Genomic DNA, 14,705 nt, shown 5'->3' with positions numbered 1-14,705 from the left:
AAAATCTAAGCATTTTCATTGTGGTTTTCTAGTTAACTATATGTTTTATTTGCCTATTTATACGGTTTTTTTTCTGACCTCAATGCCTTTTTTATGGATTGTACACGTGTACATTTTGTGTTATCGATCACATCTCTTTAATTTACTGCCTTAACGTCGGTCAAACGAGATTTTAATCACATTTATGCCTGAGTTTAGTCACTAACATTCAAATCAACGCAAATGTACACGTGTACATTTAAATTAAACTGACAATCGGAGGGTATCATGGCTCAACAATACGGTGGTTTTTTACAAAGTCTGGCAACGGTTCGGGATGCAAAAACGGGGCGTCTTTCAAGCTGGGATCAAAGCGGTAAGAATCAGGATTATTGGCTAATTGGTCCCGGGGAAAGCGTAACGCTAGCAGATATTCAAGGGGCTGGCTGTATCACCCATATCTGGATGACGCAATTTTGTCGCCGCGTGCTGGGGGCGAGTGTTATTGATCCCAAAATGGGCCAATGGATTGCGCCAGTCAATGAAATTCACAATGCGTTGGGCGTGTGTTGGGAAGTGGCCGATCCCCATTATTACCGCAAAGTGCTAATTAAAATGTACTGGGACAATGCTGAAGAACCGAGTGTGGTTGTGCCCCTGGGGGACTTTTTCTGTATTGGTCACTCCATGCCCGGTAATATTAATACCCTCCCGATTAATATTTCTACCAAGCCTGAAGAACGCTATAAGTTTGGCGGCAGCGCGGCACTGAACTGTTTCTTTCCAATGCCGTTTAACACGCGCGCCGTCATCGAAATTGAAAATCAGAATGATATTCCCTATGGGCAGTATTTTTACATCGATTATGAAATGTATGCTGAAGAGCACAAGGATGATATCGCGTATTTTCATGCTAACTGGAAGCGCGCTAACCCATGCAATGGCTGGGGACCCGAGCTGCAAACCAATAGCCCGGAAGTCAATATCTCAACTTTGAGCGCTGAAGGGAACTATGAAGTGCTTAATGTTGAAGGCGAGGGGCATTATGTCGGCTGTAATTTATCGGTCGCTCATTTCCAGGGAAGCTGGTGGGGGGAGGGTGACGACATGATATTTGTCGATGATGATACATGGCCGCCGAGTATACACGGTACCGGCACGGAAGATTACTTTAATCACGCCTGGGGGATGCAGGATAACGCGGGTTTATATAATGGAACAGCATTACACGAAAGCATCGTTCCCGGCTTCCAGACAAGCTATAAATTTCATATTACCGATCCTGTACATTTCAAGAAACGCATTCGCGTAACAATTGAGCATGGTCACGCCAACCATCTTTGTGATGACTGGGCCTCTACGGCTTACTGGTATCAAAAAAAGCCAGGCGCTGTCACTATCCAGCCTTTAGATGAACGTATTCCTACGACCCCTGGCGATATTGAACGTCGGGGTATTGGTAAATCAACGTGCGAATTGACCGCAGAGCAGCAAATGCAGAAGGACACGGCTAAACGGCGCTTCGAAGAGTTTATGAAAACCCGACAAATTGAAATCGAAGCCAAATTAAAAGCCACCCGAGAAAAAGAAGCCGGCAATAAGAAGCACGCGCAATTTATCGCACGCAAGGTGAAGTAATTTATTAATTCGTATCGGCCAGTGGCTGAACTGGCCGAGCTTACCTACAGGTCATCAATATGAAAAGTTTCTCAATACCCTCTGCTGAAGGCATCACGATTGAATTTTGGCTGCGCCAAAAGAAAAATAATGAACCGCTACCTCTATTAGTTATTAAAAGTGATAATCAACTGCTATATAAAATCCAGGAAGGGGCTGGTTTTTTTAATTATTATCATTATACCCACCATCAAAAGGGGGAGTTAACCTTAAGCTATGATGAAGACAGGGCAGAGATATCCCTTTTTTATTACTATGATAAAACTAACGTCTATCATCAAGGCGTTATTTACCTTATTGATAATGGCACCGGTCTGCAATGCTACCCAAAATCAAAGCTGAAAGAGTGGTATACGCAAGAAACATTCAGACCTCAACTGCATTTCTCACCTTTTCAGGCATGGATGAATGATCCAAATGGTTTGTGTAAGATAGATGACACTTATCATATGTTCTACCAGTTCAATCCAAACAGTACCGAGTGGGGCCCGATGCACTGGGGGCATGCCATCAGTAACGATTTGATTTCCTGGACGCATTTGCCGGTATTTAACCATCCCGAACATCCCCTGGCTTCTCTGGGGGCGACCGGTGGGGCTTTCTCCGGTACGACCTTTATCAATAACGAAGGCGAGGCGGAAATTTTCTATACGGAACGTCTCCCGGCCTACGATCTCTATAAGGATTATATTGAAGTACAGAAGAAGGCCGCAATTGATCGCTATGGTATTAAAGCAACGCATATCCAGACTATTCTGGAGAAAAAAATAGAATTAGTCGGCTGTGATATTCGCGATCCTAAAGTTTGGTTTGATAGCGAAACGCAGTGCTATCGAATGATCCTCGGCTCCGTTTATGACGGGAACCCGTCCGTGCTTCAATTTGTCTCACGGGACAGTGAGGAATGGGCGTTTGAAAATGTCCTGTATACGGCGCCGGGATATTTTGCTGAAAATAAAGGCCGTTGCGTTGAATGTCCGGATTTTTTCCAGCTGGGCGCTAAATGGGTACTGACTATCGGTATTGTCGGTTACCAGGAGCCAGAGACAAAGCGTCACAATCTTCTGTACGCCATTATTGGCACATTTGACAACGGCGTTTTCACTGCGGAAAGCGAGATGCAAGTGCTGGACTTCGCGACGGAGTATTATGCATTACAAACGTTCAAGGACGGCCAGCGCCAGGTTGGTATTGCATGGCTATTTAATTGGGCAATGAAAAAGCCAATTAAATCATCATATAACGGTGAAATGTCTATTCCAAAAGAAATCTTCATTAACGCCAACAATAAAGTCGCTATGCGCCCCGTTAACGAACTTGAAAAATATGTTGACGAATATTGTGACGTCAAATTGAAAGCCGGTGAGGACCATCGTATCAACAAGGGAAAATCATTAAGGATCCGCTTAGAGCAGGGTTTACAGCCGAACGAAGACCTCATATTGGCCGGAGATAAGGGGGAATGGCTGGCGATTTCATACCGCGATGGCTATGTGAGCATAGAAGAAACCGTCGTGAGTGAAGCGCAATACCGGGCTCGCGCAGCAGAGATAAAAAATCTCGAGATTATTTTTGATGCGGGAATTGTCGAGCTGTTTATCAATGATGGTGAAATCTGCGCAACGAAACGCAGCTATAAACTATCACACTGTAAGCAATTAAAAGTGAATACTCTTCGCGAAAAAAACATACGAATCGAAACCTTACATACAAGCTGGTAAAGCCTGGAGGATTGAAAAATGAATACCACAAGCCAAGAACGGATGTCCGTGCGTGAGCACGTGGCATACGGCTCCGGAGATATGGCCTTAAGTGTTTCAATTATTTCCGCCTCTCTCCTTATTTATACTTTTATGATCAGCGTGGTAGGGCTAACACCGATTGATGCGGGATGGGTACTCCTCGCCGTGCGTTTGATCGATGCCATTACCGATCCTGTGATGGGGTGGTTGTCAGGTAAGGTGAAAACTCGCTGGGGCCGCTATCGTCACTGGATCGCTATCTGTTCAATTCCCTTTGGTATTTCCCTCTTTATGTTGTTCACCGTGGTTGGTGAAAGTTACAGTGCCAGGCTGGGGTGGACAACAGGGGCATATATTTTAAATAGCATTATGTTTACCATGATTGCGATCCCCTATATTTCTCTTGTCGGGGTAATGACCAACGACCCTGCTGAACGCCTGAAGGCGAATACGTTTCGTTTCCCGATGGCGAAAGCCGCCACCATTATTGTGACCACCTTTGTACCATACTATGTGACTTCTAAAGGCGCTGCCGAGGCTGGAAATGCCTATGCCCTGGCCTTTTTGGTCTTAGGGATTGCCAGCATCATTGTTCTTATGTTTTGTGCTTTTTATGTTAAAGAGCGGGTTGAAATTAATAGTCCCAACAATGTTTCAACGAAGAAGCAAATTCTATCATTAATGAAAAATGACCAATGGTTGATTCTCTGTATTACTATGGTCCTGCTACTGATTGCTTTCGCCACGCGTGGTAACATTGCCTTCATTTATGGCACTGAATTTGCAAAAGCCGCAGGTGGATGGGAAATCGGTATCTTCATGGGGATGTGGTCTGCCGGCGGTATCGCTGGTGCGTTGATATCTAAATGGTTAACGGATCGCTATAATAAGCTGGCCGTATTCCGCTGGTCTCTTTATTTGTCCGCGTTAATGGCCGTTGCCATGTATTTTATCGTCGGTATCGGTGATTTATATTTGGCAATCCTCTTCTATTTCCTGTGTTGCGCCGTCTCGGAGATTAACTCGCCTATTTTATGGGCCTCCATCGCTGAGGTGGGTTTTTATGGTGAAATTAAAACCGGGGTGAATACCTCAGGCTTATCGATTGGCTTTATCTCGTTTAGCCAAAAGCTGGGAATGAGTATTTCTGGCCCTATTACGGGCTATACCCTGACCTGGATTGGATATGAAGCGGGAGCTAAATTATCTATGGAAACATTGCTGGGGCTATCGATGGCGGTAACATTTATTCCTGCCATTTTCTTTTTGATAGCCAGTTTTGTATTTAAACGCTATTTTATTGATAATGAATATTTCAGGGAGATGATCGTTAGCAATAAATTACCCACTGATAAGCTATCTAGTGAAAAAGATCGGATAGTAGATTGTTAATGACTTTTTGCTTAAGCATTCAGGTACTAGATTTTGCCGTATCTGGTACCCCGATAACAATTGTTCCGATATCTCCGTAGTGGAAAACGAACATCTTAAAGAGTATAGTAATATTAGGATCGCGGTACTCTTCAAGGCTCACCGATTGCTGCTGAGCGGTGGCAAGCAGATAAGGACCCCGTTGATGATTGGAAAAATATCGGAGAGAAAGGTGCGGGTTGGTATTTTTGAGAATAGTTGTGACCCATGTCTGATTTATTTAACGACACACGTTATTGATTGAGAGGGTAGATGGAAATGGTCACAATCAAAGATATAGCGTTGGCATTGGGTATTTCACACGTCACCGTATCAAGAGCGCTTAATAACCCTGAAAAAGTTCAAGCCAAAACCAGAGAGAAGATTTTGGCCAAGGCCAAAGAGCTGCACTATGTCCCCAATGCGGCGGCAAGGGACATGAAAAAATCCCGGCTACCGGTTATTGGCGTTATCTCATTAAATATGGGAAGAAGTAGCTATGGTAGTGAAATGCTGGGTTCGATCAGTGAAAAAGCTAAGGAAACCAACTATCAGTTAATTTTTATCCATGTTGAAGATTCCTCTCCCACCGAACTGGACCTTAATTTTCTTAGAGAGAAACGAATATCAGGTCTTATTTACCTTTCGCTTGATCCTTGTGAAATTGAGTATCAGTCAATATTTGATGAGGTCAAGACCGTGTTTGTTAACTGTCATTGTGCGCGCGGTAATTATTCTAGCGTGCAGGCTGATAACGAGCAGGGATTGTATAATATTGCTAATCTGGTCTTTCATCGCCCATGGTTTACCCGCAGCCTTTTTATTAATTTTGATGAAAGTTATCACGCCGCGGTTAAGCGCAAACAGGGATATATAAAGGCGCTTAATGATAATCACATTGCGTTTTCTGCTGATGATTATTTTGTTGTTCCAGTTAGCTATGATTATGATTTCACTGTATTAGATAATGATATTCTTGGCGCTATTCAGCGTGGCGTTAATGTCATCTTTTGCGGTCGTGACGAAATTGCGCTGGAAGTATACTTTTCTTTGCAACGGCTGGGGTTTTCTATTCCCCAGGACGTTTCGGTGATCGGTTTTGATAACCAGAGTATTATTTCGCAGAGAGTCTATCCTAAGCTTACTACGGTAGAGTTACCTTACCGAAATATGGTATTAAAAGGTTATGATTTAATCGTTTCGGAAGATTCACACTCCATCTGTAATGTAGCGATTAGTTGTGATCCGATCATTCGGGGTTCGTTAAAGTAGGTGGCGGGTATGAGTACAAATAAAGCGGCTTGCGCAGGCGCTTCAGCTATTTATACCTTAAAAACTTGAAGCGTGACGGGTATATTCCGATCAAAGCAGAGACCGGCTCCGTGGACTCTGCTTGCAGAGCCCATCCTGAATCTCTCTTTGTAGGCACTGACCTGGTGACTCAGGGAAGCCTGAAGCACGTGCACCTCATAGTCAGGGGTCTGTGAAAACCGCAGGCTTCTTCGGCCAGCGGCTCTTACCCTTAACTGCGCTGCGGCTATTGCGAAAACGCGTGAAGCGATAATTTACCGGCCCCGATGACGCCGCCTGGTGAGAAGGCCAGGTCAACGGCATGCGCGACCTGACCGGCTTAGCGCTCAAGGGAAAACCAGCGACGCCAGACCCAGCGCAGCAGCAGATACTCGATGGCGCCCAGCGCTAAAAACCACAGGCAAAAGATCAGGGTATAAAGCTGGTTGAGATCCATCAGATGGAATGTCGCCACCAGCTTCTGCGCCAGGGTCAGGCCCAGCGAGGGCGCCGGCAGCAGCAGGCAGGAGAGTAAAGCCAGCAGGAGAATGCCGGCGGCGCTCATGAGCGTTTCTAGCGGATGTTTCATTATTTGTTAATCATCAGTTAAAAACATATTGTCCGGTAAAAAGAGAATCAATGCAATATGGTTTCGTACGTTATTAAAATACGCATTAAGTATTATATTTAAACATCCACTTTCTTTTTATGTTAATTATTTTGGCATAATTTGTGATTAAATTAATGACGTCGAAATGTAAATTAACGTCATTATTAAGCCAGCGCTTTTACAAAAGTATAGGTGCTATATCCCACCAGTGTAGCGATAATAATGGCCAGCAGGATGTACAGCACCAGACGGCGTCCGCGATAGATTCCAAACATAGTAGACCTCGTTTAGTTTTGGTTTATTAATATTCTGCAATAGTTGTTTTATAGAATTAACTTACCATAAATTTTGTATTGGCGAGAGAGTAAATATTGCGCAAGCTCAAATTATCTCCCGCCTGTTTGAAATTTTTCTCATTGGCCCGGAATGATTCCAGGCTTTCCGCCTCACGGAATTTTAAGGGAGATATATTTTGACCAAAACGATCAAAACTAATAATACCACCCCCTCAGGGGATGTCGCGCCACGCCGCGCATATCAGCAGACGGTTGATGCGGTGCTGGCGCAGAAAAAAAGCCACGTCGACGGCCTCAGCGCCGCCGAGGCCGCCGAGCGTTTGAAGACCTTCGGCCCCAACGCCTTGCCGGAGAAAAAAGGCAAGCCGGCCTGGCTGCGCTTCCTTGCCCATTTTAACGACGTCCTGATTTTTGTCCTGCTGGCCGCCGCCGCGCTCACCGCGGTCATGGGCCACTGGGTCGATACGCTCGTCATCCTGGGCGTCACGGTGATCAACGCCCTGATCGGCCATATCCAGGAGAGCAACGCCGAAAAATCGCTGCAGGGCATCCGCAATATGCTCTCCAGCGACGCGCGCGTGCAGCGCAGCGGCAAGCATGAAACCATCCCGACCCGCGACCTGGTGCCGGGCGATATCGTGATTCTGCGCGCGGGTGACCGCGTGCCTGCCGATATGCGCCTGATTGAGAGCCATAATCTGCGGGTCGAAGAGGCGATTCTCACCGGCGAGTCGACGGTAGTGGATAAAACCACCGACGCGCTGGAAGGCGAACTGCCGCTGGGCGACCGTATCAATATGCTCTTCTCCGGCACCACCATCAGCGCCGGCGGCGGCGTTGGCGTGGTGACCGCAACCGGTCAGGAGACCGAGCTCGGCCACATCAACCAGATGATGGCGGGCATCGAGAAGCACCGCACGCCGCTGCTGGTGCAGATGGATAAGCTCGGTAAGGCGATTTTCGTTATCATCCTGGCGATGATGGCCGCGCTGTTCGTCTTCAGCCTCGCGCTGCGCGACATTCCTCTCGGCGAGCTGCTGCTCTCCCTGATTAGCCTGGCGGTGGCCGCCGTGCCGGAAGGCTTACCGGCGATTATCTCGATTATTCTCTCTCTGGGCGTACAGGCGATGGCGCGCCAGCGGGCGATTATCCGCAAGCTGCCAACGGTGGAAACCCTGGGCGCCATGACCGTGGTGTGCTCGGATAAAACCGGCACCCTGACGATGAACGAGATGACCGTCAAAGCGATCATCACCGCCGACTGCTGCTACCGCGTCGAAGGCGACAGCTACGAGCCACAGGGTAACATCTGCCTGGAAGGCAGCAACGAGCCGGTGCAGATTAAACCGGGCAGCGTGCTGGAAACCTATCTGCGCACCATCGATCTGTGTAACGACAGCCAGATGATTCAGGACGAGCGCGGCCTGTGGGGTATTACCGGCGGGCCGACCGAAGGCGCGCTGAAGGTGCTGGCGGCGAAAGCGCAGCTTGCGCCAGTCGATGCCCGCCTGGTCGCGAAAATCCCGTTCGACTCGCAGTACAAGTACATGGCGACCCACCAGAAAATGGGCGACGTCGAGCAGGTGCTGATTACCGGCGCGCCGGACGTGATTTTTGCCCTGTGCCGCCATCAGTTGAGCAAGCAGGGGGCGGTGCCGTTCGAGCCGCAGTACTGGGAAGAGGAGATGGCGCGCTTTGCCCGCCAGGGCCTGCGTATGGTCGCCGCCGCCTACAAACCGGCGAACGTTGGCAGCACCACGCTGACCCACGACGATCTGCGCGAAGGACTGGTCTTCCTCGGCATTGCCGGAATGATGGACCCGCCGCGTCCGGAAGCGATTGACGCTATCCACGCCTGCCAGAACGCGGGGATCCGCGTGAAGATGATTACCGGCGACCACCCGCAGACGGCGATGAGCATTGGCCAGATGCTGGGGATCACCAACAGCAGCCAGGCGATGACCGGCTATCAGCTGGAGCACATGGACGACGCCGAGCTGGCGAAAGCCGCCGTTGAGTACGATATCTTTGCCCGTACCAGCCCGGAGCACAAGCTGCGCCTGGTAAAAGCGCTGCAGGATAACGGCGAAGTAGTTGGCATGACCGGCGATGGCGTCAATGACGCTCCGGCGCTGCGCCAGGCCGACGTCGGGATCGCCATGGGCATTAAGGGCACCGAGGTGACCAAAGAGGCCGCCGACATGGTCCTGACCGACGACAACTTTGCCACCATCGCCAGTTCGGTCAAAGAGGGGCGTCGGGTCTACGACAACCTGAAGAAGACCATTCTGTTCATCATGCCGACCAACCTGGCGCAGGGGCTGCTGATTATCATCGCCCTGCTGGCGGGGAACATCATTCCGCTGACGCCGGTGCTGATTCTGTGGATGAACATGGCCACCTCCGCGACGCTCTCCTTCGGCCTCGCGTTTGAAGCCGCCGAGCGCAACGCCATGAACCGGCCGCCGCGTAAAACCGGCCAGCACGTTATGGACGCCTTCGCCGTCTGGCGCGTCGCTTTCGTCGGCACCATGATCGCCGTCGCCGCCTTTATGCTTGAAGCCTGGCTGGCGCCGCGCGGCCACAGTCCGGAGTTTATCCGCACCGTCCTGCTGCAGATGCTGGTCACCGCGCAGTGGGTCTATATGATTAACTGCCGCAGCAGCGACAGCTTCTCGCTGAGCATGGGACTGCTGCGCAACAAAGGCATCTGGCTGGTGAGCGGCGTGCTGCTGCTGATGCAGCTGGTCATCATCTACGTACCGGTGATGCAGACGATGTTTGGCACCGAAGGGCTGCCGCTGCGCTACTGGTTCATCACGCTGGTCATCGGTATCGCGATGTTCCTGGTGGTGGAAGTTGAGAAGCGCCTGACCCGTAGTTTCCGCAAAGCCGCATAGCGTGTCTGACCCGCCCGGCGTCCCTTCTCCTGAGGGGGGAGGGACGCCGCATCGTCGTAAGGAATTCCCCATGAACAAGATTATCCGCTCCGCCCTGCTGGCCTGCGGCCTGGCAGGCTACGCGCTTATTGCCGCCGCCGCGCCGGCCGTTCCGGTGCGCGTCGCCACCGTGGAACACGCGCCGCATGCCGGTGAACGGCAAATCTCCGGCCGCGTCGAGGCCATTCACTCCGTCGATATTCGCGCCCGCACCGAAGGAAAGATTGTGCAGCGCCACTTCCAGGATGGGCAGTACGTCAACCAGGGCGATCCGCTGTTTACGCTGGATGACGCCCAGCCGAAAGCCGCACTGGCGCTGGCCCAGGCTGAACTGAAAAGCGCGCAGGCTTCGCTACGCCAGGCCCAGCAGCAGCTGAGCCGCTACCAGCAGCTGAAAAATAACCACGCAATCAGCCGCAACGACGTAGACACCGCTCAGATGCAGCGCGATGTCGCCGCCGCCGCCGTCGAGCAGGCCCGGGCGCGCATTGCCGCCCAGCAGATTACGCTCGGCTATACCCGCATTACCTCGCCGGTCACCGGGCGCGTCGGCCATAGTCCTTTTCACGTCGGCGGGCTGGTGAATCCCGCCAGCGGCGTGCTGGTCGATGTGGTCCAGCTTGATCCCATTCGCGTGGCGTTCTCGCTGGATGAAACCGCCTTTTTCGCGAAAGCGGGACAGCACACGGATATCGCCGCGCTGAAGCAGGCGTGGCTGGCGCAGGTGGATGTCGATGGGCGGCGTGAAGACGGCGCCCTGACCTCCGTCGATAACCGTATTGATAGCCGCACCGCCAGCGTGGCGCTGCGCGCTGAGTTTGCCAACCCGCAGCACCGTCTGCTGCCGGGCGGCAACGTCACGGTTTTCTTCCGGCCGCAGCAGCTTAAGGAGAGCCCGATGATCCCGGCCTCTGCGCTACAGCAGGATGCGCTGGGCTTTTACTGCTGGGTACTGACGGCGGATAACACCGTGACGATGCGCCGTTTAGCGCCCGCCGGTCAGCATGGCCAGAGCTTCGTGGTGGCCGATGGTCTGAAAGCGGGGGAGCGCGTAGTGACGGAAGGCGCTCAGCGCCTGCGTGACGGCGCGGCCGTTCAGCTGCTGAGTGAATAAGGGAGAGGCGATGCTCACATTTTTTATCCGTCGCCCGCGCTTTGCGATGGTGATTGCGCTGCTGATGACCTTTGTCGGCGCGGTCTCGCTGAAGCTGATCCCGGTCGAGCAGTATCCGCAGATTACGCCGCCGGTCATCAACGTTAGCGCCAGCTGGCCGGGCGCCAGCGCGGCGGACGTGGCGGAAGCCATTGCCGCGCCGCTGGAGACCCAGCTCAACGGCGTCGATCATATGCTCTATATGGAGTCCACCAGTTCCGATGAGGGGACCTACAGCCTGAGCCTGACTTTTGCCGCCGGGACCGATGCCGATTTAGCCGCGATCGACGTGCAGAACCGCGTGTCGCAGGCGGTGGCGCAGCTGCCTGCCGACGTGCAGCAGAACGGCGTGCAGGTGCGTAAGCGGGCGACGAACCTGCTGATGGGCGTGAGTCTCTATTCGCCGCTCGGCACGCTATCGCCGCTGTTTGTCAGCAACTACGCCAGCACTCAGGTGCGCGAGGCGCTGGCGCGTCTACCCGGCGTCGGGGAAGTGCAGATGTTCGGCGCGCGCGACTACAGCATGCGCATCTGGCTGCGCCCCGACCGCATGAACGCGCTGAATATCACAACCGACGATATTGCCCAGGCGCTGCGCGAGCAGAACGTACAGGGCGCGGCGGGGCAGGTGGGGACGCCGCCGGTATTTAACGGCCAGCAGCAGACGCTGACCATCAACGGTATCGGGCGACTCAGCGACGCCGCCGGCTTCGGGCAAATTGTGGTTCGCAGCGGCGAACGCGGCCAGCTGGTACGCCTGTCTGACGTGGCGACCATTGAGCTGGGCGCGCGCAGCTACAGCTCCGGCGCGCAGCTCAACGGCAAAGATTCCGCCTATCTCGGTATCTATCCGACGCCCACCGCCAACGCCCTGCAGGTCGCCACCGCGGTGCGCGCTGAGCTGACCCGGCTGCACGCGCGTTTCCCGGCGGATCTCACCTGGGAAGTGAAGTTTGATACCACCCGCTTTGTGGCGGCGACGATCAAAGAGATCGGCGTGTCGCTGGCGCTGACCCTTATGGCGGTGGTGGTGGTGGTTTCGCTGTTCCTCCAGAGCTGGCGGGCAACGCTGATTGTCGCGCTGGCGATCCCGGTGTCGCTTATCGGCACCTTTGCCGTGCTTTATGCGCTGGGCTACAGCGCCAATACCCTGAGCCTGTTCGCGATTATTCTCGCCCTGACCATGGTGGTGGATGACGCCATCGTGGTGGTGGAGAGCGTGGAAACGAAAATGGCGGAGGGGCTGGATCGCGGCGCCGCGACCGCCGAGGCGCTGCGGCAAATCGCCGGGCCGGTGATCGCCACAACTCTGGTGCTGCTGGCGGTGTTTGTGCCGGTAGCGATGCTGCCGGGGATCGTCGGCGAGCTGTATCGCCAGTTTGCGGTGACCTTATCGACGGCGGTGACGCTGTCGAGCGTGGTGGCGCTGACCCTGACGCCCGCGCTGTGCGCGCTGCTGCTGCGTCCGCGGCCGCAGCAGCCAGCCGCTATCTGGCGCGGTTTTAACCGCGGTCTGGATACGGTGCGCGATGGCTACGGGCGTCTGGTCGGGAGGATGAATCGTCGCCCCTGGCTGGCGCTGGCGGCGACGATGGCGGCGGCCGGGGTGGTGGTGTTTAGCTTTACCACCATGCCAAAGGGTTTTCTGCCGCAGGAAGATCAGGGCTACTTCTTTGCCAGCGTGCAGCTGCCTGAAGCCGCCTCGCTGGAGCGTACCGAAGCGGTGATGGCCCAGGCGCGCGAGCTGCTGTTGTTGAATCCGGCGGTTGAGGATGTGATTCAGGTCTCCGGTTTTAATATTCTCAACGGTACCAGCGCTTCAAACGGCGGATTTATCTCGGTGATGCTGAAGGACTGGCACCAGCGGCCGCCGCTGGAGGCGGTGATGGAAAAGGTGCAGGGCCAGCTGATGGGGCTACCGGAGGCGACGATCATGACTTTTGCGCCGCCGACGCTGCCGGGGCTGGGCAACGCCTCCGGGTTTAATTTACGCATTCTGGCCCAGGCCGGACAATCGCCGGCGGAGCTGGAGCAGGTGACGCATCAGGTGCTGCGGACGGCTAACCAGTACCCGCAGCTGAGCCGGGTATTTACCACCTGGAGCAGCAACGTGCCGCAGCTGACGCTCACCGTCGATCGCGACCAGGCGGCCCGGCTGAACGTACCGGTGGCGAGGATTTTCAGCAGCCTGCAAACCGCGTTTGGCGGCACCCGCGCCGGCGATTTCAGCATCAACAATCGTGTCTACCACGTGGTGATGCAAAACGAGATGCAGTGGCGCGAGCGGGCAGAGCAGATAAGCGAGCTGTACGTGCGCAGCGACAGCGGCGAGCGGGTTCGCCTGAGTAATCTGGTGACGATTACGCCGACGGTGGGCGCGCCGTTTATTCAGCAGTATAACCAGTTCCCGTCGGTATCGGTGAGCGGGTCGGCGGCCGAAGGCGTCAGCAGCCGGACGGCAATGGCGGTGATGGAGCAGATTTTACAAGCGAACCTGCCGCACGGTTATGATTACGCCTGGAGCGGCATCTCCTGGCAGGAGCAGCAGACCGGTAACCAGGCGGTGTGGATTGTGCTGGCGGCGGTAGCGATGGCGTGGCTGTTCCTCGTCGCCCAGTATGAGAGCTGGACGCTGCCGGCGAGCGTGATGCTGTCGGTGCTGTTCGCCATCGGCGGGTCGCTGCTGTGGCTCTGGTGGGCCGGTTACGCCAACGATGTGTACGTGCAGATAGGCCTGGTGCTGCTGATCGCGCTGGCGGCGAAAAACGCGATTTTGATCGTCGAGTTTGCCCGGGCGAAGCGCGAAGAGGGGATGTCGATCGTCGATGCCGCCCGCGAAGGGGCGACCCGCCGCTTCCGCGCGGTAATGATGACGGCGGTCTCTTTTATCATCGGGATTGTGCCGATGATGCTCGCCACCGGCGCCGGGGCGCAGAGCCGGCGGATTATCGGTACCACGGTGTTCAGCGGCATGCTGGTGGCGACGGTAATCGGCATTTTATTTATTCCTTCGCTGTACGTGCTGTTCCAGCGGCTGCGCGAGTGGGCCCACCGCCGGATGTAGGTGGCCCGGACCTGTCCGGGCTACAATACTGCATATTGCCGATAACCCGTAGCCCGGGTAAGGCGTTTACGCCGCAACCCGGGGAATATGCCGCGACGTGGTATTGCTGTGGCTTCTTCCCGGCTTGCGCTGCGCTTAGCCGGGCTACCGGGCCGCAGATTGCCGGTAATCCGTAGCCAGGACAGGCGCGTAAGCGCCGCCTCCGGGAGAGTTTCATGCAGCTACGGATATGTCTCTGAAACAACGTGTTATGCAGCGATGCCCTGGCCCCCGCTGAAATCGGCGAACCGGAGGACCGAAGACAAGGGCTGGCCGCCAGGGATGGCGGACAGAGGCGAATCGAGACACGACAAAATTGCCTGGAGCAATTTTGAACAGCGCTTGCGCTGGCCCCGTAGGGGCGAGTCCCAGGGATGGGACGAGTAAGGTCGAGTTGAGCCGACCTCGGGCTGAGGACCGGGAGGTGAGCGCAGTGCGCAGCACCGATTTATTTGCGGGACCGCGGGGATTGTAAAGGGGGAGACGGTTTTCTCCCCCTTTACCCG

The 14,705-nt window shown here is 54.0% G+C and carries 8 protein-coding genes; 7 read left to right on the top strand and 1 reads right to left on the bottom strand.

Features of this window, described 5'->3' with window-relative positions; translation table 11 throughout:
• Positions 1-267: 267 nt before the first annotated feature.
• The 4 genes from ABLU67_RS09510 (at position 268) to ABLU67_RS09495 (ending at position 6,080) form a co-directional block, all read left to right on the top strand.
• Positions 268-1,617 carry a glycoside hydrolase family 172 protein gene (locus tag ABLU67_RS09510; protein ID WP_032694572.1) on the top strand — a complete coding sequence of 450 codons (1,350 nt, stop codon included), beginning with the start codon at positions 268-270 and terminating at the stop codon, positions 1,615-1,617.
• Positions 1,618-1,676: 59 nt separating this feature from the next.
• Positions 1,677-3,377, top strand: a complete 1,701-nt coding sequence (locus tag ABLU67_RS09505) for a glycoside hydrolase family 32 protein (protein ID WP_049079263.1) — start codon at positions 1,677-1,679, stop codon at positions 3,375-3,377.
• Between the two features lie 18 nt (positions 3,378-3,395).
• Positions 3,396-4,790, top strand: a complete 1,395-nt coding sequence (locus ABLU67_RS09500; RefSeq protein WP_032748591.1) for a glycoside-pentoside-hexuronide (GPH):cation symporter — start codon at positions 3,396-3,398, stop codon at positions 4,788-4,790.
• A 291-nt stretch (positions 4,791-5,081) separates the two neighbouring features.
• Complete coding sequence (locus tag ABLU67_RS09495; RefSeq protein WP_025107072.1) at positions 5,082-6,080, top strand: LacI family DNA-binding transcriptional regulator; 999 nt, start codon at positions 5,082-5,084, stop codon at positions 6,078-6,080.
• A 358-nt stretch (positions 6,081-6,438) separates the two neighbouring features.
• On the opposite strand, the gene ABLU67_RS09490 is transcribed toward ABLU67_RS09495, so the two are convergent.
• Entirely contained in the window at positions 6,439-6,687 is a 249-nt protein-coding gene (locus tag ABLU67_RS09490; RefSeq protein WP_025107071.1) for a DUF1158 domain-containing protein, read from the bottom strand.
• A 493-nt stretch (positions 6,688-7,180) separates the two neighbouring features.
• Between ABLU67_RS09490 and ABLU67_RS09485 the strand changes: the two genes are divergently transcribed.
• From ABLU67_RS09485 to ABLU67_RS09475, 3 genes are all read left to right on the top strand, one after another.
• Positions 7,181-9,904 (top strand): cation-transporting P-type ATPase, encoded by a 2,724-nt coding sequence (locus tag ABLU67_RS09485; RefSeq protein WP_348852276.1) that lies wholly within the window; start codon positions 7,181-7,183, stop codon positions 9,902-9,904.
• Positions 9,905-9,974: 70 nt separating this feature from the next.
• Positions 9,975-11,057 (top strand): efflux RND transporter periplasmic adaptor subunit, encoded by a 1,083-nt coding sequence (locus tag ABLU67_RS09480; protein ID WP_224394519.1) that lies wholly within the window; start codon positions 9,975-9,977, stop codon positions 11,055-11,057.
• Between the two features lie 10 nt (positions 11,058-11,067).
• Positions 11,068-14,160: an efflux RND transporter permease subunit gene (locus ABLU67_RS09475; RefSeq protein WP_088168785.1), complete on the top strand. Its 3,093-nt coding sequence runs from the start codon at positions 11,068-11,070 to the stop codon at positions 14,158-14,160.
• The last annotated feature ends 545 nt before the right edge of the window (positions 14,161-14,705 follow it).

Origin of the sequence: Klebsiella sp. GN_Kp190 (assembly GCF_040061795.1) — a bacterium.
Taxonomy (GTDB): Bacteria; Pseudomonadota; Gammaproteobacteria; order Enterobacterales; family Enterobacteriaceae; genus Klebsiella; species Klebsiella michiganensis.
Note: the sequence above shows the minus strand (reverse complement) of the source record. Positions and strands in the feature narration are given on the sequence as shown.